Source organism: Brenneria roseae subsp. americana, from assembly GCF_003115815.1.
GTDB classification, from domain to species: Bacteria; Pseudomonadota; Gammaproteobacteria; order Enterobacterales; family Enterobacteriaceae; genus Brenneria; species Brenneria roseae.
Genome location: NZ_QDKJ01000013.1, coordinates 16301 through 40284, shown reverse-complemented (window position 1 = coordinate 40284; position 23984 = coordinate 16301). Strand labels below are relative to the sequence as shown.

Below are 23984 nucleotides of genomic sequence, written 5' to 3'. Positions count from 1 at the left end.
TTAGTGGTTACAGCGCAATTAATTTTCGTTTGTATCGAATCAGTGCCAGTAAAGCCTGATCCAGGTAATTGCAATCGGCGTTTGGGATTTCGTTGAGATGGACGTGATTTTGGCGGTATAAAAGCAGTAATAATGACGATCATTTCAATTATTTGGATTCCTGATTAAAAATAACAAAATATAGGTTCATATAGTATGAAGAAGAAAATTCTATTATTGAGTGCTTTGGCATTTGCCTTTTCCTCTGCTGTTCATAGTGAAATGACCGATATTGTCATTATCGGAGCGGGAGGGGCGGGGATGTCGGCTGCCATTGAAGCTCACAATCAAGGGGCAAACGTCATTTTGCTGGAAAAAATGCCGTTTGCCGGAGGGAATACCGCCCGTGCGGAAGCAGGATTAAACGCGGCAGGAACCGATCTGCAAAAGGCCAGAGGTATTACGGACAGCCCGGAACTGTTCTATGAAGATACCATGAAAGGCGGCCGGAATATTAACAACCCGGAAGTGGTGAAAACCCTCACCGAACATGCCAAAGATTCCGTGACCTTCCTGAAAGCGAATGGGGCGGATTTGGCGGATCTGACCCGGACCGGCGGATCGAGCGTAGACCGTACCCACCGTCCGGCAGGCGGTGTGGCAGCGGGCAGCTTCATTGCCACCGCGCTGATTAAAAAGGTTAAGGAGCTGGATATCGATCTGCGCACCAATACGTCGGCAACCGACATCCTCAAAAACGATAAAGGGGAAGTGACGGGCGTTAAAGCGAAGGGAAAAGACGGTCAGGAATTCACCATCGATGCCAAAAAAATCATGATCACCAGCGGGGGTTTTGGCGCCAATTTTGACATGATCAAACAGTACGATCCTAAACTGGTCGATTTCAAAACCACCAATGCGCCGGGTTCGTTGGGTGAAGGCATTAAAATGGCGCAGGGCCTGAATGCCAAACTGGTGGACATGGAATACATTCAGATTCACCCATCAACGGTGCCGGGTAAAGGCATTCTGATTACGGAGGCGGTACGTGGTGATGGCGCAATCATGGTCAATGAAAGCGGCAAGCGTTTCGTCAACGAACTGCTGACCCGTGATGTGGTGTCACAAAGCATTCTGCAACAGCCGGGTGCGCATGCTTATCTGATTTTCAACGATGAACTGGTGAATCAGAATCAGGCGACAAAATCCTACTTTAAGCAAAAACTGGTGGCTGAAGGTGACACGCCTGAAGCGCTGGGCAAAGCGATTAACGTGGACGGCAAACAACTGACGCAGACGATCAATACCTACAGCGCCGCGGTCAAAGCGAAAAAAGACGGTGAATTTGATCGTGACAGTATGAAGCTCGCGCTGGATAGTGGTAAATATTATGCCATTGAAATCACGCCGGGGATCCACCACACCATGGGCGGTATTGCCATTAACAACAAAGCACAGGTGCTGGATGTGAACGGTAACGTAATCCCTAACCTGTTTGCTGCGGGTGAAGCGGCGGGTGGGGTACATGGCGCCAACCGTTTGGGCGGCAACTCACTGGCGGATATTGTAACGTATGGACGCATTGGCGCCGCTGAAGCAGTGAAAGAAATCAAAGCAGGCCAATAATAAGTTATCAATAGATTTTCGTTGCAGGGAGCCACAATGAGGACGTTGATCACAGTGGCTCTATTATTTGTCATTTATCATTAATGCTGCCAACTGGGGCAGTGATGTCATTTATTTATGGGAAAATTATGAAGAAATTGATTCCGGCCATAGTGGCCGCTTTGACGTTTTCGTTCTCATTGGCTGCGTATAGCAGCGATGTCGCACAATATAAAGACGGAACCTATACCGGAAAAGGGCAGGGAAAAGAGGGAGAGATCGAAGTCAGCGTCAGTATCGACGACGGGAAAATCGCCAATGCCGAAGTGGTGAATCATGAAGACACCGAAGCGTTGATGCTGGGGGTAATTGATAACGTTATCCCTGAGCTGATTGAAACACAGGATATCGATAAAGTTGATGCAGTGACGGGCGCGACATTGTCGAGCCAGGGCGTGATTGAGGCAATTAAGCAAGCGCTTGAACAAGCTAAAAAATAATATTCCGTTTGTTTTATCATCTCGCATCAGCCTGCATCGTCGGGGTGCAGGCTGATGCGATCCTGTTTGGATTGCCTCTTCTATTTACATACCGCTTTTTAAGGTATTGCACTCTCTTCAATGACGGCTTAATTCCCGCGCGGGTAATTCGTACGGAACCGTCTGGCAGTTTTTAAATTTGATGCTATTCCTCTGTGGCAAGTCAGGCCGATTAAGAATTTATCCTGATTTTTTCGTCGCGGGGAAATAATATGTCATCAATGTCTTATTTATGTTGTCATCCTGTTAATTTTCTAATGCAAAAGGGAAACTGCCATTCATTTCTGGCAGCAGGAGATGATGCAACAAACCATCTCAATCATTGAACTCCATCTTGAAAATAACAAAATGCAGGTTCATCTATCATGAAAAGAAAAATCCTATTATTAAGTGCATTAGCGCTGGCTTTTTCCGTCGCCGCGCAGAGCGAAACCACCGATATTGTTATTATCGGTGCGGGTGGTGCCGGGATGTCAGCGGCCATTGAGGCGCATAATCAGGGCGCAAAAGTGATATTACTGGAGAAAATGCCGTTTGCCGGGGGGAATACCGCACGAGCCGAGGGAGGATTAAATGCCGCAGGCACCGAGTATCAGAAAGCGAAAGGCATCGAGGACAGCCCGGAGCTTTTTTATCAGGACACCATGAAGGGCGGTCAGCAAAAGAATAACCCAGAGCTGGTAAAAGTTCTGTCTGAGCATGCCAAAGACTCGATCCTGTTCCTGAAAGAGAATGGGGCGGAACTGTCTGATGTGACCAGAGCGGGTGGTGCAAGTGTTGACCGTATCCATCGCCCGATGGGCGGACAACCGGCCGGTAGTTTTATTGCTACCGCGCTGATCAAAAAGGTGAAAGCGTTAAACATCGATCTTCGGACCCACACTTCAGCCACGGAGATCCTGAAAAATGACAAAGGTGAAGTATCAGGGGTTAAGGCGAAAGATAAAGACGGGAAAGAATTCACCATCGACGCCAGGAAAGTAATGATTACGGCGGGAGGATTCGGCGCTAATTTCGACATGATTAAAGAATATGATCCTAAACTGGTCGGTTTTAAAACCACGAATGCACCGGGGGCGCTCGGTGAAGGGATTAAAATGGCGCAGGGCCTGAATGCCAAATTGGTTGATATGGAATATATCCAGATCCATCCCACAACCGTACCCGGTAAAGGGATTTTAATTTCTGAAGGGGTACGCGGCGACGGAGCCATTCTGGTTAATGAACAGGGTAAACGCTTTACCAATGAACTGTTAACCCGCGATGTGGTTTCCCAAAATGTTCTGAAACAGCCGGGTAAACATGCCTATGTGATTTTTAATGATGAGCTGTTAAAACAGAATCATACGATCGAAACCTATTTTAAACAGAAGCTCGTGGCTGAAGGCGCTACGCCTGAGGAGCTGGCCAAGGCAATTAACGTTGATAGCAAACAGCTGGCGCAGACTATCAAAGCGTACAGTGGTTATTTCAACGATAAAAAAGATGCTGAATTTGGTCGTGACAGCATGAAGTTTGCGCTGGACAGCGGTAAATACTATGCCATTGAAGTCACGCCGGGTATCCACCACACCATGGGCGGTATTGCCATTAACACGAAAGCACAGGTGCTGGATGTGAACGGTAACGTAATCCCTAACCTATTCGCTGCGGGTGAAGTGGCCGGCGGGGTACATGGCGCTAACCGTCTGGGGGGAAATTCACTGGCGGATATTGTAACTTACGGCCGTATTGGCGCTGATGAAGCGGTAAAAGAAATTAAAGCGGGAAAATGACGGCCTGTTCTCGCACTGACATGGGTTGGGCGGCGTTGGCTTACGTGATTTTTTTTACCGGAAACAATAACGGCCGGCATGCTGAACGGTATGGCGGCCATTTTCCCTGGGTTTATCACCATCGACGGTCGGCTGCTATCGCGTTTTCACTATCGTGATGCGATAGCAAGTGAATCAAAACCCCAGGCCAATGGTGATTACCCAATCTGATCCGTGCACCGGTTTACCGATATATCGTCCGGGTAAATTCAGCGTGATTTCGTGCGCGGGGAGAGCGTTATTTTCATGCCTCGCCGCCGCCCGCGTCCGACAATTTACGCGTCAGAAAATCATTGACGGCAGCCATGCAGGCGGCGCGTTCCTCCACATGCGGCATGTGACTGGACTGTTCAAAAATGATCCATTCAACGTCACGGATATGTTCTGCAAACGGCGCGACCACTTCCGGCGCCGCTTCATCGTAGCGCCCGGAAATCAACAACGTGGGAACGGCAATGGCGCACAGCCGGTCAATAATGCTCCAGTCCTTCATACTGCCGATAACATGAAATTCTGTCGGACCATTCATCGCATGATAAACGGTGGGATCGGCGTCCATGGCGTCAAAGGTGCGTTTGACTTCCTCCGGCCAGGGATCGAGGCGACAAACGTGACGCTGATAAAATACCTGTGAGGCCGCGCGATAGGCGTCGCTGTCCAATGTCCCGGCGGTTTCATGTTCCAGCAGACAATCCTGTACTTCTTGTGGCAATTCGCTGCGCAGTCTGGCGGCGGCTGACAGCCACAGCGCCATGGACGCGGGGGAATTGGCGATAATCAGCGCCTTGAGCCCGGCAGGTTGCGTCACGGCATGTTCCGCACCCAGCATTCCCCCCCAGGACTGGCCGAGCAGCGCATAATTATCGGCGATACCTAGATGGCGTAACAGGTTGTCCAGCTCGGCGAGAAACAGGGCCGGTCGCCAGAAGTCAGCGAGCTTGTCGGGCAGGTGGGTTGAACGACCGTTACCCAACTGGTCGTAATGGATTACCGCCCGGCCGCTTTGCGCAATATCCCGGAAGGCATCGACATAATCATGTGTGCATCCGGGGCCGCCGTGCGCCACCACCAGCGGCGTCAGCCCATGGTGCAAATCGCCGCAGATGCGATACCAGGTTTGGTACTCAAGATAAGGCGCATAGCCTTCTGTAATGGTGTACATACGGTTTACCCTGTCGCTATTGGTGCTTTCAGGGTAAACGTGTGAATGACCGGACACAGCTAGTAAAAAAGATAGGTTTCTCTTCCCATTGTCAGCTATCCAGCAACCGGTAGTGCAGGGCACGCACCACGGCCTGAACGCGGTTGCTGGCCCCCAGTTTACGGGCCGCCGAATTAAGGTGCAGCGTGACGGTGGCAATGGAGCGGTGCAGCTTACGGGCGATCTCTTTGGCCGTCAGCCCTTCAGCCGCCCAGGCCAGACATTCCCGTTCACGTTTGCTCAGATGCACATGCTGACAGGTCAGCACGCTGTCATCAAACAGCGGGTAGATCTGTTCCTGAAAGGTGTGCGCCAACAGGCCGAGTTCGGCTAATACCTGACTGATATCCTGTTCGTGTTCTGCGCCGGTGTGTATCCCCGTTACCGTAACGAATCCGCCATGCGGCAAATGCAGCGGCACTGTCGCGCCGCAGGGCATGTTGTTGTCGCGCATGTAATGCGTGACGGGATGGTGCCGATCGCTGATCACATTGCGTAATGACGTGTCATCTGGCCGCTGATAGGACCAGACAAACGGCGCACAGCTTTCCAGCGCGTAAATCTGCACCGGATCAACCTGATAGTAGCCGCTCTCGCACCATAATTGGCGCATATCTTCCGGCACATTACTCATTCGCAGCACCGACGGGGTAATCAAATCCCCCTCGACGGAACGCGGTACAGGGGTGTAGTCATAAATCAGCGCATCGAAACCGAGCTGTGACGTTTGGGCAAACAAGTGTTCGAATGCCGCGTCCAGCGTGGCTTTCTGTGGCCGAGTGTCATTTTCTTTCACTACGAGTTTCATTTTCGCCTCTACAAGCTCGCGGCCCTTCCATTCGGGCATGGATCCTGCAAATCCTGAGAGTAAGCATGCAAATAAAATGCCATTAGCTGACGGACACAAACCTAGCATTTTTACTAACTACCCCTTTGTTGCGGCGGCGGTTAGCGTAGGAAGCAAGGAATGGCATTACCCATTACCGCTATGCCCCTTTTCGGATCGTTGGAAAACGGCATTCTGAAATCTATCGGGCATGATGAGCTGGAGGAAATATGTGGAGCGAAATCAATGCCGACAGGCAACACGTCATTGAAGTTGATGGCTATAACGTCGTGGCGTATGAGTTTGGCGCCGGCGATGACGTGGTGCTGTGTCTGAACGGTGGGCCGGGATTACCCTGTGATTATCTGCGTGAAGCTCACTCCTGTCTGGCGGCGCACGGCTATCGGGTGATTGCGTTTGATCAACTGGGAACCGGGAAATCCGATCGTCCGACCGACGAACGGCTGTGGACGATCGAGCGCTATGTGCGTGAAGTGGAAACCATAAGGAAAACGCTGAATCTGGGCAAAGTGCATCTGCTTGGTCATTCCTGGGGCGGGTGGCTGGCGATTGAAGTGGCTTTGCACCATCAAAGTGCGCTGCGCAGTCTGATTCTGGAAAATACGGTTGCGGATATGCCGCATCTTATTCAGGAATTGAACCGGTTGAGGGCGGCGCTCGGTCCGGAAACGGTGGCGATGATGCAACGGCACGAAGCGATGGGGACACTGGATCATCCGGCCTATCAGGCAGCGATCACGTTGCTGAACTACCGTCATGTTTGTCGGCTGGATGACTGGCCTGCTCCGGTGACGCGTTCGCTGTCCGACTGCAACGCCGGACCTTATGTCACCATGCAGGGGCCGAACGAATTTCTCTATACCGGTAATTTACGCGACTGGGATCGCAGCGTCGATCTGGCCTGTATCAGTATTCCCTGCCTGATTACCACCGGACAGCATGATGAACTGACGCCCGCCTGTGCGCTGAAGATGAAACAAGGCTTGCCGCAGGCGGAGTTGCATGTGTTCCCCAATAGCAGCCATATGCCGTTTTACGAAGAACCACAGGCTTATTATCCGGTCCTGCTGGATTTTCTTGCCCGCCAGCGCGATGCCGGCAGGGGGTAACCATGCACCGTTACCGCTTTTTGATTTGGCGCCCGCTACAGCTGGTGCCGGTGCTGTTAGGCATCAGCCTGATTACCTTTGTCATGGTGCGCGCCATTCCCGGCGATCCGGTGCGCATTCTGCTGGGGGTGCGCAGTACGCCGGAAGCGATCGCGCGTATTCGTGCCCAGTACGGATTGGATGAACCGGTCTGGCTGCAATATCTCTACTTTCTCCGCAATTTGCTGCATGGCGAGATGGGGAGATCCATCGTTTATCGCGTGGATACCCTGAAACTGATTCTGTCCCGCATTGAGCCCACGTTGTATCTGGTCGCAGGCAGCGTACTGCTTGCCTTGCTGTTTACGTTTCCGCTGGCGGCAACGGCAGCCCGTCATCGTGGCCGGTGGGCCGATCAGTTTATTCGTCTGTTTTCGACGGCCGGGCTTGGTTTTCCCGCCTTTTGGCTGGGCATCATGATGATCCTGCTCTTTAGCGTCACGCTCGGCTGGTTTCCGGTGTCGGGCTACGGCAGCGACTGGTCGGATCGGTTACACCATCTGGTGTTGCCCTGTCTGACGGTCGCGCTGGCATTGTCCGCCGTGTTGACCCGCAACCTGCGCGCCAGCCTGTTAATGGAACTGCAAAATGACTATGTCACGGCGGCCAAAGCGCGCGGGCAGAGCGAACGGCGCATTTTCTGGCGACACGTTATGCCCAACTCGCTGGTGCCGACGGTGAATCTGCTGGCGGTCAACATCGGTTGGCTGATTGGGAGTACGGTCGTCATCGAGAGCGTTTTTGCTATTCCGGGCATGGGGCAACTGTTGGTTAAGGCCATCTTCAGCCGTGATTATATGGTGGTGCAGGGCGTGGTGATGGTGTTCGCGCTGGCGACGGTGGCGGTGAATTTACTGGCCGACCTGCTGACGGTGGCATTGGATCCAAGGGTGAAACTATGAATGTGATAAAACCCGGCATCGCGAGCCCCGCCGAGCGCGTCGTGTCCGAACAACGTGCCCATGACATGATCCCGACCAATCCGGCCCATCGATTTTTCCGCCGCTGGTTACCGCGCCAGCATACGCTGAAAATCGGGTTATTGATTTTGGCAATCTGGCTGCTGCTGGCGCTCTTTGCGCCGTGGATAGCGCCCTTCGATCCTATCGCCCAAAACTCGCAGGCCAGCCTGTTGCCGCCCGGAGGCACTCATCTGTTTGGCACGGATAACTTTGGTCGCGACATTCTGTCCCGGGTGATCTGGGGCGCCCGAATCGACCTGCAAATCTGCGTAATGGGCGTGATTTTTCCCTTCATCATCGGCACGGTATTGGGCGCGTTCTCTGGCTACGTCGGCGGGATCGTCGATACGTTGCTTATGCGCGGTATTGATATCGTGCTGGCATTCCCTTTTCTGGTACTGATGCTGGCGATCATCGCCATTCTTGGGCCCGGATTGAGCAGTTTCTATATTGCCATGGCAATGGTTGGCTGGGTGTCCTATGCCCGTCTGGTGCGTTCACAGGTGCTGTCGCTGAAACACCGCGATTTTATGCTGGCGGCGCGCAGTCTCGGTTACAACCACTTTCGCATTCTGTTTGTTCACCTGTTGCCTAATGCCCTGACCGGCTCGGTGGTTTTTGCCATGTCCGACTGTGTTCTGGTGCTGCTCAATGGCGCCGCCGTGAGTTACCTCGGTCTGGGCGTCCAACCGCCGGTTGCCGAATGGGGCGTGATGGTGGCGGAAGGTCAGAGTTTTATTACCACTGCCTGGTGGATTACCACTTTCCCGGGTCTGGCGATTGTATTGCTGGCGATGGGATTTAGCCTGCTGGCGGATGGGCTGGGCGATAAGCTGGGAGAACGTCCATGACGCTATTAACGGTATCGCAACTTACGCTCGAAAACCGGCAGGGCGTTGCGCTGGTTGATCGGGTTTCCCTCTCGTTGAACGAAGGGGAAATCCTTGGTCTGGTTGGCGAAAGCGGGTCGGGCAAAACCATCACCTGCCGGGCGCTGATGCGTTTATTGCCCGGTGAAGGACTACGCATCAGCAGCGGCGGCATCCTGCTGCGCGGAAACAATCTGCTGGCCTTGAGTGAACGGCAGATGAGCGGCATTCGCGGGCGGGAAATCGGGATGATTTTTCAGAATCCCACCAGTCACCTCAACCCGGTAATGACCATCGGACAGCAGATTGCCGAGAGCCGCCGTCTGCATTTTGCCGCCAGCCGACGGGAAGCGCATCAACAGGCGATCGAATGGTTGCGTCAGGTTGGTATTCCCGATCCGGCGCGGCGGGTGGACAACTACCCGCATGAGTTTTCCGGCGGCATGCGGCAGCGGGCGATGATTGCCGTCGCGCTGGCCTGCGAACCTGCCGTCCTGATTGCCGATGAGCCGACCACTGCGCTCGATGTGACCGTACAGATGCAGATTTTGCGTCTGCTCAGTGAACTGCGCGATCGGCTGGGCATTGCCATCATCCTGATCACCCATGATTTGGGCGTGGTGGCGCAAACCTGCGACCGGATTGCGGTGATGTATGGCGGCCGGCTGTGTGAGATTGGCGAAAAGCGTCAGGTGCTGGCAAACGCCGTTCATCCCTATACCCGGGGTTTGATTCAGTGTCAGCCAGTGAGTGAGGGCGGTCGCGGGCGGCTGATCACCATTCCGGGACAGCCGCCGCTGGCCGAGCGTTTTCCCGCCGGCTGCCGTTTTCATCCCCGCTGTCAGTACGCGGGGGACGATTGCCGGGCCGTTCAGCCGATGATGCAGATGCTGCCGAATGAGCATGGCGCGGCCTGCCATCATCCGCTGTCTTCTTTGATAGCTCAGGAGGCGTGAATGGCGGGTCAATCTTATCCGTTGCTTGATATTGACGATCTTTGCGTCACGTTTCCGGTCTCCGAGGGGCTGGGTTGGCGCAAACGTCAGTTGCAGGCGGTTAATCATGTCTCGTTGCAGATTCACGCCGGGGAAACGCTGGGGCTGGTCGGCGAATCGGGCAGCGGAAAAAGTACGCTGGGGCGGGCCATTCTGCATCTGGAGTCTTCCAGCGCGGGGCGGGTGCGTTTTGATGGACATCTGATTACCGGCGGACTGAAAAGTGACATTGCCCGCTTGCGTCAGCAAACGGCGATGATTTTTCAGGATCCCTTTGCGTCGCTGAATCCACGGCAAACCATTGGTGAAAGTATTGCCGAAGTGTTGCGCGTTCACCGAAAAGCGCCGCCATCCGCCATCCCCGAACGGGTCGGTGAATTGCTGAAGCTGGTCGGTCTGCGTCCCGAACAGGCCAGCCGGCGTCCGCAAGGGCTGAGCGGCGGGCAGTGTCAGCGTGCGGGGATCGCGCGCGCACTGGCGCTGGAACCGCGTTTGATTGTGGCTGATGAATGCGTCGCCGCGCTGGATGTGTCGATTCAGGGGCAGATTATCAATTTGCTGATGGATCTGCGGGAAAAGATGGGATTGGCCATCCTGTTTATTGCCCACGATCTGGCGATCGTCCGTCGTCTGTGCGACCGCGTGGCCGTCATGTATCTGGGCCGTATCGTTGAAGAAGGTCCGACTGAGGCGGTTTTTACCACGCCTCGTCACCCTTATACCGCCGCGCTGGTAGCGGCGATCCCGGAAATCGACCCCGATCGGCCGCTGCCCGCCAACCCTTTGCAGGGGGAACCGCCCAGCCCGGTGTCGTTGCCCGCCGGCTGTGCGTTTCATCCCCGCTGTGTTTATGCCACACCGTCGTGCCGTCAGGGTGCGACGCCAGAAATCCGGCATGTTGCCGACCATGCCTTTGCCTGCGTACTTGAGCGCAGCGGAGGTGATTGGGTGTATCCGTTGACTGAGGGAAAACGAAATGAAGCAAAAGCACTTTAACGTCGCCGCTGCCGGTCTGCTGCTGTCGCTCTGCGCCGTCAGCGAAATGGCTCAGGCTGCCGGAATACTGACGATCGGTCGTCGTGAAGACAGCACCACCTTTGATCCGATCAAATCGGCGCAGAACGCCGATAACTGGGTGTTTTCCAACGTATTTGACCCACTGGTACGGGTAGACAACAGCGGCACCAAACTGGAGCCGGGATTGGCGGAAAGCTGGAGCATTTCTCAGGATGGCAAGGTATACACTCTGAAGATCCGTGACGCCAGGTTCTCCGACGGCACGCCGGTGACCGCCAGCGATGCGGCGTTCAGCCTGTTGCGTATCCGCGATAACAGCGAGTCGCTGTGGCGTGATTCTTACAGCATTATTGATAAAGCGGAAGCACCCGATCCTCATACGCTGGTGATTACGCTTAAATCGCCGTCGGCGCCGTTCCTGTCGCAGCTTGCTTTACCGAATGCGTCGGTGATTTCGGAGAAGGCGCTGAAAGCCGAAGGCGAGGAAGCGTTTGCAGAAAAACCGATGGGTTCCGGTGCATTCAGCGTGAAAGAGTGGACGCGCGGCGAGAAAGTGGTATTGGTGAAGAATCCGTATTTCTGGCAGGCGGATCGCGTCAGTCTGGACGGCGTAGAGTGGTTGACGCTGCCGGATGATAATACCCGCATGCTGAAAGTGCAGGCCGGGGAGTTGGATGCCGCGCTATCGGTGCCGTTCTCTCGTATCGAGTCGTTGCAGAAAGACCCGAACCTGACGGTGGATCTGGATCGTTCTACCCGTGAGGATCACCTGCTGATCAACCACGAGCATGGCGCGCTGGCAAAAACAGAAGTTCGGCAGGCGCTGGATTTCGCCATTGATAAAGACGCCATCGTGAAAACGGTGACCTTTGGTTATGGCAGCGTGGCGAATTCCTATATTCCAGCCGGAGCGCTGTATCACTATGCGGATAACCTGCGCCGCCCTTACGATCCTGAGAAAGCGAAGCAAATGCTGTCGGACGCCGGCGCCAGCGGCTTGAAATTAAATTACGTGGTGAACGCAGGCGATGAGGTTGACGAGCAAATCGCGATTCTGTTGCAGCAGCAGTTAGCGAAAGCTGGCGTGACGGTGAACCTGCAAAAAGTCGATCCCAGCCAGAGCTGGGATATGTTGGTTGCGGGAGAATACGATATTTCAGTGATGTACTGGACCAACGATATTCTCGACCCCGACCAGAAAACCACGTTTGTGCTGGGGCATGACGCCAACAACAACTACATGACCCACTACCAGAATGATAAGGTGAAAGCGCTGGTGGCAGCGGCCCGCGTTGAGATGGATCCGCAGAAACGTGAGCAGATGTACATTGATTTGCAGAAGATGGCAAAAGCCGACGTGAACTGGATCGATCTGTACTACAGCCCGTACCGTAACGTCAGCCGTAAAAACATCAAAGGCTTCAATCAGAACCCGTTGGGACGTTTTCAACTGGAAGATACGGTGAAGGAATAATCGCTGGTCCGTCAGGGCGAGCCCCATGGATGGGGCGGCACCGGCGGTCTGTCCGTCAGAAGATGTCTCCCGCGTCGCGCAGACGGTGACAGCGCCTCTGACAGGCGTATGATACGGTGCATTCATAAAACCGGAACCGTCATTAATGGAAAATATACTGATGCTGGTTAATCACACGCCCTACTGGGTGTGGGGAGTCTTGGCCTATCTGATTTATGCCGGGCTCAAAGCCCGCCAGACAAGACGGCAATCGCTGCCGCATATGCTGATCGTCCCCGGTCTTTTTCTGTGCTGGGGCATCGCCTCCATTTTTAATGCGCCGACGTCACCTGACGTCGTGGCGGTCGGTTTTGTGCTGACGTTAATACTGGGTGTGGCGATCGGCTGGTGGGGAGGTAAAAATGCGGGCGTCTATCTGCCGGATGAACGGTGTTTCCAGCGCAATGGTTCGTCGTGGCCGCTGGTACTGATGTTGTTGACTTTCTGTACGCGTTTTTACTTTTCCCTGCAACAGGCCCGTTTCCCCGCGTTGACGCACGACGTGCTTTTCAGCACGCTATCGGGTGCATCTGGTGGGATAACCGCCGGGATATTCTGGGGTATCAGTCTGCGTTTGCTAAGCCAGAAGCGCGGATTGAACATTTCTCACTCTTGATATCGCTCGTTGTTCTTGCTGTCCGCGCCTGGCTGATTTTGATGCCGTATCGCATGGAGCAGGGAAACCTTCAACGGCTTGTTAAACTTTGTCACAAACCTTTTTCTGCTGTGTGAGTGCGTGGCAAGTGACGGTAAATTATAATGCGACGGCCTATCTCTTTTCATTTAACAGATTACTGTTTAAGTTGTTGAATAATGAGTAAAACGTTTAGAGCTTCTTTGTTTGGCCTGTTGCTGCTGTCAACCAATGCTGTGATTATTCCTGCGGTTATCGCAAAGGAATCCGCCAGGCCAGCGCCTGCCGTCCAGCAGGAGATTGCTTCTGGTAGTGCGATGGTGGTGGATTTACGTGATAACCACATCTTGTATTCAACGAATCCGGATGTGGTGGTGCCGATCGCCTCAGTGACCAAACTGATGACGGCGATGGTGGTGCTGGATGCGAACCAGCCATTGGATGAAGTGATTTCCATTGATATCAGTCAGACCAAAGAGATGCAGGGCGTCTATTCGCGCGTGCGATTAAATAGTGAAATCAGTCGCCATGATATGTTGCTGCTGGCGCTGATGTCTTCGGAAAACCGTGCGGCCGCCAGCCTTGCTCATCATTATCCCGGCGGTTATCAGGCTTTTATCAATGCCATGAATGCCAAAGCCCGATCATTGGGGATGACGCACACTCGTTACGTGGAGCCGACCGGACTGTCGATTAATAATGTTTCGACCGCCCGCGATCTCACCAAGCTGCTGATTGCCAGCAAGCAGTACCCGTTGCTCAGCCAGCTCAGCACCACGCATGAGAAAACGGCGACCTTCCTGCGTCCTGCCTATAGTTTGCCGTTCAGAAATACCAACCATCTGGTTTATAAACCGGACTGGAATATTCAGTTAACCAAAACCGGTTTTACCAATCAGGCGGGCCATTGCCTGGTGATGCTGACGATGATCAATCAGCGCCCGGTTGCGCTGGTGGTGCTGGATGCCTTTGGCAAGTACACCCATTTTGCTGATGCCAGCCGGCTGCGAAACTGGTTGGAAAGCGGAAAGATCACCGCGGTTCCCGCTGCGGCGCTGAGCTATAAAAAACAGAAAGCGCTGGCGTCACGACAGCCGCAAAGTATGGCGAGTGTGGAGTCGGAGTAAGCAGATATCTCTTTGCGATTAATGCCGTTATCGCCTCGCTTTCTTTTACGCCTGAGTGGGAGTAACAACGCGTTATCGTTACTCCTGCGCCCGCAAATCTTCAATAATCACGCCCGCGCTGGCGACATCTTCTTCATGTGAGGGTTCGCGCCAGGTTTCTGCCAGCGCGGCTTCCAGCCAGTGTTGCATCGCGGGTTGTGACAGCATATGTTCACAATAGGCGCTGACTTCTGGTGATACCGGCAGCTGATAAGTTCTGATACGGAACACCACAGGCGCAAAGAATGCATCCACCGCCGAAAATTGCTCTCCAGCCAGAAACGGGCCGCCAAATCGCGTTAAGCCTTCCTGCCACAGGGTGTTAATACGCTGGATTTCATTGTTGAGCGCAGGAGATATCGCGTTCATCTTCACCGTCACGCCACAGCTCATGGCGCACTGATTACGCAGAGCGGTGAAGCCAGCGTGCATTTCCGCAGCGGCGCAGCGGGCCCAGGCGCGTGCTTTTGCCTCAGCAGGCCAGACCTGCGGATATTTTTCTGCGACATACTCAGTAATCGCCAGTGAATCCCAGACGGTGATATCGCCATCAATCAGGCAGGGAACCTTGCCGGTTGGTGAAAAAACCTTAAATGCCGCCTGGGTCGCGCCGGGAGCAAACGCGACTTTCTTCTCCTCAAAAGGAATTGAAAGTGTTTTCAACAGTACCCATGGGCGTAGCGACCAGGACGAGTAGTTTTTATTGGCAATATACAATTGATACATGATGTCTGAGATTCCTTACGTTAACCGAAGCGTAGCATTAGCATGAAAAACGCCGGAAAACATCGCTGATTATTAATTTAAATCAAAAAATATCGCAGGACGCCACCTACGCCCGATCGCCGGGCGTAGGTGGCGTAAGATCAAGCCAGAATGATTTGCTGGCATTGCGCCTGAAGCGGAGCCAGATCGGGTTTGGCGGCCGATGCGGCATCCGTGATGATGATATCGATTTCAGCCAGCGTGGCGTAAATCACCCGGCTGGTAACGCCAATTTTGCTGTTATCCGCCAGAATAATCCGTGTCTTGGCGTACTGCACCATGGTGCTGGCAATCGCCGCTTCATGGTAGGCAAAGCTGCTGGCCCCCGACGCGCTGGCAATGCCGACGGGAGACAGCAGGGCGACATCGGCCCGGTAACGCTGAAGTTCGCGGATGGTTAAATCGCCGCTGGTCGCCTGAACGGATGGTCCCATATGCCCGCCAAGCAGAATGACCTCGTGGCGCAGCGTGGTTTCCGCCGGGGTCAGCTTGAGCGCCACGTTCAGACTATTGGTGATGACCGTCATGCCGGGCATCGACAACAATTCATCAGCCAGCAGCGATGTGGTGCTCCCCGCATCGATAAACAGCGTTTGCCCGGCTTTTAACTGCTGCACCGCCGCGCGGGAAATGGCCTGTTTTTCTTTTTCACGCACCGTATTACGAACGGATAAAGGGGGTTCCGGCTCCAGCGTGGTGGCGACAATACCCCCATGAACGCGGCGCAATGCGCCCATGGCTTCCAGTTTCAGGATGTCGCGCCGTACTGTTTCTCTTGATACCCCGAGGTGCTGAATGATTTTCTCGGTACTGACCCGGTTCAACGTGGACAACAGGGCCCGTATGCGATGTAAGCGCGTTTCTTCTAACATGAATATCGATTCTCTGGATTAACGGAGCAGACGGCGGCTATTTATTCTGCTTCCCCGTCAGGGTATGAAGAAGCAACGCCATTATAGCCACAATCCCCATGATGCATGTAGAAAAGGCCGCTGCCTGCGACGTGAAACCCGCTTCATCCAGCCGCATAACGGTGACGGCGCCCAGTGGCAGTGACGGCGTCACCAGGAAAATTACGGCGGATAGCGTCACCATTGAGCGCATAAACAGGAACATGGCGACAGAGATTAACGTGACGCGCATGGCGGGCAGGTAGACATCGCGCAGAATGCGCGCCACGCCGCCGCCTAACACGGTTGTTGCATCTTCCATGGCATTCGGTACGTTGCGCATTCCCATCATCATCGTGGTATAGCCCTGAGTGTGATAGTGGTAGTAATTACACAACGCCACCAGAATGGCGGAGCCGTACAGCATTCCCCAGGGCAGATCGGCGCTGTTGAAGGTAAAAACGTAGGACAAACCTAATACCAGGCCGGGAACGCCCACTGGCAGCGCGCTGAGCAGCGCGGCGAAGTTGGCGCTCCTGCCCGGCTGACGACGGATGCCGAACGTCAGCAGGAACAACAGAACGGTGCCAATCATTGCGGCCAGCGCCGAGATCCAGATCGATGTCCACAGCGGCGCATAGCCTCCGGCGAGGTCGATATCGTAATGCCTGAGCGTCAGATCCAGACGGTACGGCCACAGCCGGATCATGCTGGCAATCACGACGGTGACAATCACGATGACGATCGCCAGCGCAATGGTCATGGTCGCCAGATAGAAAGAGATATCGCGGGTGCGTAACGGCTGAGCCACATGTGGAATGACGGCGTGCGTGCCGATCATTTTCTGGCGGCGGGCGGCGGCTCGTTCGATCCAGATAGCGGCGGCGGCGGGCAGCAGCAGTAAAATACCGACCACGGCGCCCATACCAAACTTCATCTGTCCGCTGACCTGGCTATAAATTTCAGTCGCCAATACCGAAAAGTTACCGCCGATCACTATCGCGTTGCCGAAGTCGGTGATGGTGATGGTGAATACAACAAACGCCGCGCTCAGAATGCCATAGCGGACGCCGGGCAGCGTGATATCAATAAACTGTCGCCAGTCGGTGGCGCCCAGCACATTAGCCGCTTCGTATTGGCGGGCATCGCTGTGGCGCAGCGTCGCGCGAACGATCAGGATCGCCTGCGGCAGGGCGTACAGTACGTTGGCAATCAGCAGGCCCCAAAAGCCGTAAATATCCAGCCGGACGCCCAGCATGTTGCCGACAATCCCGTTTCGCCCCAGCAGGAAGATCAATCCCAGCCCGAGTACCAACGACGGCGCCAGCACCGGCAGCGATGTGGCGAAAGCGATGAAACGTTTGGCGGGCATGGCCGTGCATTCCAACCCATAGGCGACAATAAAGCCCAGAACCAGTGTCACCAGCGTTGTCACCACGCCCAGTAGCAGGCTGTTCAGCGTTGCCCGCCAGATGCCGGGAGAATCCATCAGCGCCAGATAGTTCGACAGACCGAAGGCGCCACTTCGATCGTCAATCAGGCTGTGCCATACGATGCTCAGCATCGGAATACCGAAAAAAGCCAGCAGGGCGGCGAGCGGCAGCCACAGGCACAGGCGTGATAACCAGCGATCGCCGGCGGTTTGAGGAGGGAGAAGGGATAGACTCATGCTTGCACCCAGGCACAATCTTGCGCGGCGATGGAAAGATTAACGCTGTCACCGGGTAACCAACTGACGGCGCTGCTGGTTTCAACTAACAGCGGCTGCGTTTTCCACAGCACCTGTACCCGTTGAATGCTGCCCAGAAAGCTGGTGTTGATCACCTGGCCTTCTGCGTCGGGCGCTTTATGGAGCGTGATGCGTTCCGGGCGGATAAACAGCTCGGCGTTATCCGGCAGACCGTCATGCTGTGCGGTGTGAAGCAGCTCCGGCATCCATTCCTGTACCGTGGATCGGGACAGCAGATTGCTATGTCCCATGAACTCCGCCACAAAGCGGGTTCGTGGGCTGGTATACAGCTCTCGCGGCGTGCCTTCCTGCACAATACGCCCGCCATGCATACAGACAATTTTGTCCGCCATGCTCATGGCCTCTTCCTGATCGTGCGTCACCATCAGCGTTGGGATCCCCAGCCGCTGTTGCACCTCGCGCAGCTCCTGCCGTAAGCCGGCTCGTACCCGCGCATCCAGCGCCGAGAGCGGCTCATCCAGCAGAAGCAGGGAAGGATTAACGGCCAGTGCGCGGGCAATCGCCACGCGCTGCTGTTGACCGCCGGACAATTGAGTGGGATACCGATCGCCAAAGCCGCTCAGTCGGACCGTATCCAGCAGGCTGTTCACGCGATCCTGGATTTCGGCATCGGGCGTGCGGCGGATTTTCAGCCCATAACCGATGTTTTGTGCGATGGTCATATGCGGAAACAGTGAATAGGACTGGAAAACAATCCCAAAACCCCTGTCACGGGCGGGAACGTTCACCAGATCGCGGCCATCAAGGCTGATTTTTCCGCCATCGCTGCTGAGCAGCCCGGCAATAATGCGCAGCAGCGTGGTTTTCCCACAGCCGCTCGGGCCCAGCAGACAGACGAACTCGGCATTCCCGATCGATAAATTAATCCGATCGAGTGCAACATAGCCGTCAAAACTTTTATAAAGATTCTGAATAACCAGCGCCATGATAGTTACCTCTTATCACCCTGTTTGACGATTAACGGCCAATGGTTTTCTGCCAGGTTGCCAGAATCCCGTCACGTTCTTCGGCGCTTTTGGCGAAATCGACGGGATACAACACGGAGGACAGATCGGCGGGCAGCCCTGCTAGCTGAGCCGCTTTCGACTGCTCAACCCCCGAAATGGTGACGATCTCTTTATATTTGGTGTAAAGCGCCGCGGCGCTGTTGGACATCGTCCAGTCGAGGAAACGTTTGGCATCGTCTTTGTTTTTTGACGCCGCCATCAAACCCGATGCTTCCAGCTCATAGCCTGCGCCATCATTCGGGATAACCATTTTGACCGGATAGCCTTCTTCAATGGACTGCATGGCGGCGAAAGCCAGCGAAACGCCGATGGCATACTCGCCGGTACGTGCGGCCTTACAGGGGCGTGAGCCCGATTTGGTGTATTGGGCGATATTGCCATCCAGCGTTTTTAGAAATTCCCAGCCTTTATCGTCGCCCCTGGACTGTAATAGGGCGGCAATTTGCAGGTAGCCAGTACCGGAAGAGACCGGGTTGGGCATGACGATCTCGCCTTTATAAACCGGATTGGTCAGGTCCTGCCAGGAGGCTGGAACCGGCAGGTTTTTGGCTTTAAGCGCTTCGGTATTGACGCAGAAGGCGGCCATATATCCGGTGGCGGCGAACCATTTATTGTCCGGCGCACGGTAAGTGTCGCCCAGCTTCTCGCTGCCTTTGGCCGTGTAGGGCTCCAGCAGGGCGGAAATGCGCGGGTCCATCACGTTGGTCAGCGCCCATCCCCAGATCACATCGTTCTGTGGATTTCGGGATTCAGCCAGAATACGCGGCCCCAGATCGCCGGTGGACAAGCGCAGTACATTAATCGTCAGATCCGGCATGTCTTTTTTGGCCTGCGCCACATAGTCCTTGATTTCGTCTTCTTCCAGTGAGGTATACACCGTGATGGTGCCTGCGTGCGCGGCGCCTGCCAGCGTGGCCAACGAGAATGCGGCCATCAGGCTGGTGCGGCGGAGTGAGAATTTTTTCATGAGCGTTCCCCTTACGGTTGCTGAAAGTGTTAACACGGTGACGGCACCCTTCAGTGCGTGAGTTTTTTTGGTGTTTTTTGCGCATCGCGCTTATTTGTGCGTTTTTTTGCTTATTGTTGGATTTCTAGCACTAATCATGCCATTTCATTTTTATCTGCCTGTTATTTATTTTAAATTCATATAAAACAATGAATTGATGGTTTTTGGTTGAAATGTGATTTACAGGGGATGAGTGGTAATGGGGTTTTTGAACAATTCATTGCCGATTTATTGCACTTTTTTGGTGTTTTATGTGCATTAAAAAAGTGCGTTTTTTTGTGTTTGTGTATTTTATTGCTTTTGTTGTATGGTGATAGCCATATCAATCTGGTTTGCTGTTTTATCGTCTGGCCTAACCGATTTGATCGCAGGGGGAAAGCCCGGTTATTTACTATTTAAACTGGAGTCATCATGGCGACACGCTCAACCATCATGGATACCAACAGCTTTCGTGCGGAACATGCCGATGCGCTGGATAAGGACGTTCGTAAGCTGACCGATAAGCGCAGCCAGGTACTTGGCGAATCCTATCGTTTGTTTTATCGCAACCCCGTGCATTTGGTGCGGGGGAAAGGGCAATATCTGTGGGATGCCGCCGGGAATAAATATCTGGATGTGTACAACAACGTCGCCAGCATCGGCCACTGCCATCCTGCGGTGATTGAAGCCGTTCATCAGCAGATGAGCCTGCTGAATACCCACACCCGCTATTTGCACGAGCGTATTCTGGATTATTCCGCAGACTTGCTGACCACCGTGCCTGATGAAATCAATAAAGCCATGTACATGTGCACGGGGTCGGAAGCCAACGATTTGGCGATCCGGGTGGCCCGGGCCTACAGCGGCGGCACCGGGATCATTGTTAGTCGGGAAGCCTACCATGGCACCAGTGAGCTGACGTCCGGCGCTTCGCCGGCATTGGGCAGCGGCCAACCGCTGGCCGCTACCACGCGTCTGGTTCCCGCGCCGGATCGCTATCGCGTCAATGCTGCCGATCTGGGCGTCTGGTTTGCCAATGAGATACAGAAACAAATTGATGATATGGCGGCGTACGGCATTAAGTTTGCCGGTTTTCTGGCGGATTCAATCTTCTCGTCCGATGGGGTACTGCCGGGGCCGGCGGGCTACCTGAAACCGGCGATTGACGTGGTGCATGCCAACGGCGGTATTTTCATCGCGGATGAAGTGCAGCCCGGATTTGCGCGCACGGGTGACAGTTTCTGGGGCTTTGCCCGCCACGATATCGTCCCGGATGTGGTGACTTTGGGTAAACCCATGGGCAACGGCATTCCGGTGTCCGCACTGCTGGCAAAAGCCGATGTGCTGGCGGCCTTCAGTGATGAGATTCCCTACTTCAATACGTTTGGCGGCAACCCTGTATCCATTGCCGCCGCACAGGCGGTTCTGAGCGTGATCCGCGAGGAAAATCTACAGGAACATAGTCGCGTCGTCGGTGAAAAACTGCGTCGTGAGCTGGCACAGCTGGCCGATCGTCACGATTGTGTCGGTGATGTCCGCGGGGCCGGGTTGTTCATCGGGTTTGAACTGGTCAGCGATCGTGAGGCAAAAACGCCGGACAAGCAGCTGGCGCTGGATGTCATTGAACAGCTGCGTGCCGACCACGTTCTGACCTCGGTGGCGGGGCCGCACGGCAATGTGCTGAAACTGCGTCCGCCGTTGGCCTTCCAGGAGCAGGATATCGACTGGCTGGTTGGCGCGCTGGATAAGGCGTTGAGCACGGCGCGTTAAAGCTGGCGTTGTTTGAATGGGGAAAATACGCGAGGTTGATGACAAAACTGCCGAACACTGCCGTCATCCTCGCGAAGGTGGGGGGGCTTCAGATAACGCGTTGATATCATGAAGATTCCTTCCTGAGCAGGAATGACGGCGTTGGTTCCTATGTGGTGAATGAACGTGTTGTCAATGGTCTGAATACGCCGGGTTATCGCCTGTTTACGCGGGAATGCCGGCGATTTTTTTACTGCGTGACCAGACGCGGTGCTCGCTCAACGCCTTGAGGAAATCCTTCATAAAGTCTCCTGCGGCGGTATCGGCTTCAATAATGCCTGCTTCACTTTTTTTGTCCAAACCCAGTTTGGCTTTAAATTGGCGCGCATCGCCTGCCAGACCGATGACTTTCAGATGCTTGTAGGCTTCAAGCAGATAGTAGATGGCATCCCCGCTGTTGATAATGGTGTTTATTTCCCCGCCCGGAACCATCACCGCGTCCACGCTCACCGAAGGCGAACCCGCAAAGGTATCGGCGATGCGTAATACCGAACCGTCATCGGTGGTCACCTGGCCCGCTCGCGAATAGAGCAGCTTGCAATAAACGCCCTGCGCCTGAAGCCCTTTAACGATGGCCAGTGCGTCTGCGGAACTGGTGTTTCCATTCAGCAGGATCGCCACGGTACGGCCTTTTACTGAAGCATTTGGCGTATCGTACAGGCTCAGACTTGGCGCCTTTTTCAGACCGTTGACGTTTTTGGGCGGGGCTATGCGCTTTTGCTCATCGGTCAACGCAATGCCAAGATTATCAGCCACCTGCCGGGCCAGTGAGCCATCAATATGGGCAAGATGATCGACAACGCGTTCGCGGATGTACGAACGCACCAATTTACCTAATTCAAAGCTGAAAGCCTCGACGATATGTTGTTGCTCAACCGGCGTCTGGCTCAGCCAGAATAGTCTGGGGTGCGCATAATACTCGCCAAACGATGGGCTGCGCTCGCGGATCTTATGGCCTTCCATGCGTTGCTGATAACTTTCGAAACCGCCGCGCTGCGGCGCCGGCTCGGTTTCCCGCGGCCAGTTGTCGTTAATGGAGTTGGGTTCGTAGTTTGCCGGATTGCTGTCGATATCCATGCGGTGCATGCCGTCGCGCTGAAAGTTGTGGTACGGGCAAGCCGGCCGGTTGATCGGAATTTCGTGGAAATTCGGCCCGCCAAGACGGCTGATTTGCGTATCGGTATAAGAGAACAAACGCCCCTGCAACAGCGGGTCGTTGGTAAAATCCAGCCCCGGTACGATATGCCCCGGGTGGAATGCTGCCTGCTCGTTTTCGGCGAAGAAGTTATCCGGATTGCGATTGAGCGTCATTTTGCCTACCAGTTGTACCGGCACCAGTTCTTCAGGGATGAGTTTCGTCGGATCGAGCAGATCGAAATCGTATTTAAACTCGTCTTCTTCAGGAATAAGCTGGAATCCCAGCTCGTATTCCGGGTAGTCGCCGGCCTCAATCGCTTCCCACAGGTCGCGGCGGTGGAAATCCGGATCGCGCCCGGTCAGCTTCTGCGCTTCATCCCAGACCAGTGAGGCTTTGCCGGCTACCGGTTTCCAGTGGAAGCGAACGAAAGTGGCTTTTCCTTTGGCGTTGATCAGTCGAAAGGTATGGATGCCAAAGCCTTCCATCGTTCGGTAGCTGCGGGGAATGCCACGGTCGGACATCGCCCATATTACGTTATGCAACGTTTCCGGTTGCAATGAAACGTAGTCCCAAAACGAGTCGTGAGCGCTTTGCCCCTGCGGGATGGCCCAGTGCGGCTCGGGTTTTACCGCATGGACGAAATCGGGGAATTTATGGGCGTCCTGAAGAAAGAATATGGGGGCGTTGTTGCCGACCAGGTCAAATATTCCTTCATCGGTGTAGAACTTGGTTGCCCAGCCGCGAATATCACGTACGGTATCCGCCGAGCCCGCACCGCCCTGTACGGTAGAAAACCGGACAAATACCGGCGTGATTTTATCGGGATCGGCAAGGAATGAGGCTTTGGTAATATCCGCAAGGCTTTTGTACGGCTGGAAAAAACCATGCGCCGCCGAACCGCGGGCGTGTACGATACGCTCGGGAATACGTTCATGGTCAAAGTGGGTGATTTTCTCTCTGAGGATAAAATCTTCCAGCAGCGTAGGCCCGCGCGAACCCGCACGTAATGAGTTCTGATCGTCCGCGATGCGTACGCCCTGATTGGTCGTCAGCGGTGACTGGTCACCGTTTTTGCGCAGCGGATCGAGCGACTTCAGCTTTTCGTTAGTGGTTTTCGGGTTTTTCGCACTGCCGGATGCGGTTGGTTCCGCGCCGGGGGGAGTGGGTTTGGCCGACGGACGATGAGAGCTATCTTTGGGAGCCAAAGAGCCTAACCCGGGCTTTGCCTGGTTAGCATCATGAACCGGCGCCACGTGTTTTAACGCGGGTTTATCTTTTTTCGACATTGAACTCGACTCCTGTTTTTATATTGAACAAGATGATTATGTTAAAGACCCTTCTAACTATAGAA

General features: G+C 54.4%; 20 protein-coding genes. 12 read left to right on the top strand and 8 right to left on the bottom strand.

What is annotated here, in order from left to right; genetic code table 11:
* Positions 1-195 precede the first annotated feature (195 nt).
* The 3 genes from B4923_RS15785 to B4923_RS15775 all read left to right on the top strand — a co-directional run bounded on the left by B4923_RS15785 (position 196) and on the right by B4923_RS15775 (position 3898).
* Complete coding sequence (locus tag B4923_RS15785; protein ID WP_109055329.1) at positions 196-1605, top strand: flavocytochrome c; 1410 nt, start codon at positions 196-198, stop codon at positions 1603-1605.
* A gap of 128 nt (positions 1606-1733) precedes the next feature.
* Positions 1734-2084: an FMN-binding protein gene (locus B4923_RS15780; RefSeq protein WP_109055443.1), complete on the top strand. Its 351-nt coding sequence runs from the start codon at positions 1734-1736 to the stop codon at positions 2082-2084.
* Between the two features lie 404 nt (positions 2085-2488).
* On the top strand, positions 2489-3898 hold the full coding sequence (locus tag B4923_RS15775; RefSeq protein ID WP_109055328.1) for a flavocytochrome c: 1410 nt from the start codon (positions 2489-2491) through the stop codon (positions 3896-3898).
* 283 nt (positions 3899-4181) lie between these two features.
* Here the strand turns inward: B4923_RS15775 and B4923_RS15770 are convergent, their stop codons facing one another.
* Both B4923_RS15770 and B4923_RS15765 read right to left on the bottom strand, forming a co-directional pair.
* The gene (locus B4923_RS15770) at positions 4182-5099 is read right to left on the bottom strand and encodes a proline iminopeptidase-family hydrolase (RefSeq protein WP_109055327.1); all 918 of its coding nucleotides are present in this window, start codon (positions 5097-5099) and stop codon (positions 4182-4184) included.
* Between the two features lie 91 nt (positions 5100-5190).
* Positions 5191-5946 (bottom strand): LuxR family transcriptional regulator, encoded by a 756-nt coding sequence (locus tag B4923_RS15765; protein ID WP_109055442.1) that lies wholly within the window; start codon positions 5944-5946, stop codon positions 5191-5193.
* Between the two features lie 248 nt (positions 5947-6194).
* On the opposite strand from B4923_RS15765, the gene B4923_RS15760 reads away from it, so the two are divergent.
* The 8 genes from B4923_RS15760 to pbpG all read left to right on the top strand — a co-directional run bounded on the left by B4923_RS15760 (position 6195) and on the right by pbpG (position 14250).
* Entirely contained in the window at positions 6195-7094 is a 900-nt protein-coding gene (locus tag B4923_RS15760) for a proline iminopeptidase-family hydrolase (protein ID WP_109055326.1), read from the top strand.
* Positions 7095-7096: 2 nt separating this feature from the next.
* On the top strand, positions 7097-8035 hold the full coding sequence (locus B4923_RS15755; RefSeq protein WP_109055325.1) for an ABC transporter permease: 939 nt from the start codon (positions 7097-7099) through the stop codon (positions 8033-8035).
* Positions 8036-8100: 65 nt separating this feature from the next.
* Entirely contained in the window at positions 8101-8946 is an 846-nt protein-coding gene (locus B4923_RS15750; RefSeq protein ID WP_109055441.1) for an ABC transporter permease, read from the top strand.
* Entirely contained in the window at positions 8943-9920 is a 978-nt protein-coding gene (locus tag B4923_RS15745; RefSeq protein WP_109055324.1) for an ABC transporter ATP-binding protein, read from the top strand. Before B4923_RS15750 ends, B4923_RS15745 begins: the two co-directional genes overlap by 4 nt.
* Entirely contained in the window at positions 9921-10955 is a 1035-nt protein-coding gene (locus tag B4923_RS15740) for an ABC transporter ATP-binding protein (RefSeq protein WP_109055323.1), read from the top strand.
* Positions 10936-12450 carry an ABC transporter substrate-binding protein gene (locus B4923_RS15735; protein WP_109055322.1) on the top strand — a complete coding sequence of 505 codons (1515 nt, stop codon included), beginning with the start codon at positions 10936-10938 and terminating at the stop codon, positions 12448-12450. Before B4923_RS15740 ends, B4923_RS15735 begins: the two co-directional genes overlap by 20 nt.
* Positions 12451-12595: 145 nt before the next feature.
* A complete protein-coding gene (locus tag B4923_RS15730) occupies positions 12596-13105 on the top strand; it encodes a DUF6622 family protein (protein WP_109055321.1) in 510 nt (169 codons plus the stop codon).
* Positions 13106-13302: 197 nt separating this feature from the next.
* Positions 13303-14250: a D-alanyl-D-alanine endopeptidase gene (pbpG, locus tag B4923_RS15725; RefSeq protein WP_109055320.1), complete on the top strand. Its 948-nt coding sequence runs from the start codon at positions 13303-13305 to the stop codon at positions 14248-14250.
* Positions 14251-14328: 78 nt separating this feature from the next.
* On the opposite strand, the gene B4923_RS15720 is transcribed toward pbpG, so the two are convergent.
* From B4923_RS15720 to B4923_RS15700, 5 genes are all read right to left on the bottom strand, one after another.
* Positions 14329-15015 (bottom strand): glutathione S-transferase family protein, encoded by a 687-nt coding sequence (locus B4923_RS15720; RefSeq protein ID WP_109055319.1) that lies wholly within the window; start codon positions 15013-15015, stop codon positions 14329-14331.
* A gap of 140 nt (positions 15016-15155) precedes the next feature.
* Positions 15156-15926 (bottom strand): DeoR/GlpR family DNA-binding transcription regulator, encoded by a 771-nt coding sequence (locus tag B4923_RS15715; RefSeq protein WP_109055318.1) that lies wholly within the window; start codon positions 15924-15926, stop codon positions 15156-15158.
* Positions 15927-15963: 37 nt separating this feature from the next.
* Positions 15964-17613 (bottom strand): ABC transporter permease subunit, encoded by a 1650-nt coding sequence (locus B4923_RS15710; protein WP_109055317.1) that lies wholly within the window; start codon positions 17611-17613, stop codon positions 15964-15966.
* On the bottom strand, positions 17610-18620 hold the full coding sequence (locus B4923_RS15705) for an ABC transporter ATP-binding protein (RefSeq protein ID WP_109055316.1): 1011 nt from the start codon (positions 18618-18620) through the stop codon (positions 17610-17612). The genes B4923_RS15710 and B4923_RS15705 overlap by 4 nt, the downstream gene beginning before the upstream one ends.
* 31 nt (positions 18621-18651) lie before the next feature.
* Positions 18652-19668: an ABC transporter substrate-binding protein gene (locus B4923_RS15700; RefSeq protein WP_109055315.1), complete on the bottom strand. Its 1017-nt coding sequence runs from the start codon at positions 19666-19668 to the stop codon at positions 18652-18654.
* A 450-nt stretch (positions 19669-20118) separates the two neighbouring features.
* Here B4923_RS15700 and B4923_RS15695 point away from each other — a divergent pair, with 450 nt between their 5' ends.
* Positions 20119-21456 (top strand): aspartate aminotransferase family protein, encoded by a 1338-nt coding sequence (locus B4923_RS15695; protein WP_109055314.1) that lies wholly within the window; start codon positions 20119-20121, stop codon positions 21454-21456.
* Positions 21457-21660: 204 nt separating this feature from the next.
* Here B4923_RS15695 and katE read toward each other — a convergent pair whose 3' ends face one another.
* Positions 21661-23919 (bottom strand): catalase HPII, encoded by a 2259-nt coding sequence (katE, locus tag B4923_RS15690; RefSeq protein WP_109055313.1) that lies wholly within the window; start codon positions 23917-23919, stop codon positions 21661-21663.
* Between the last annotated feature and the right edge of the window lie 65 nt (positions 23920-23984).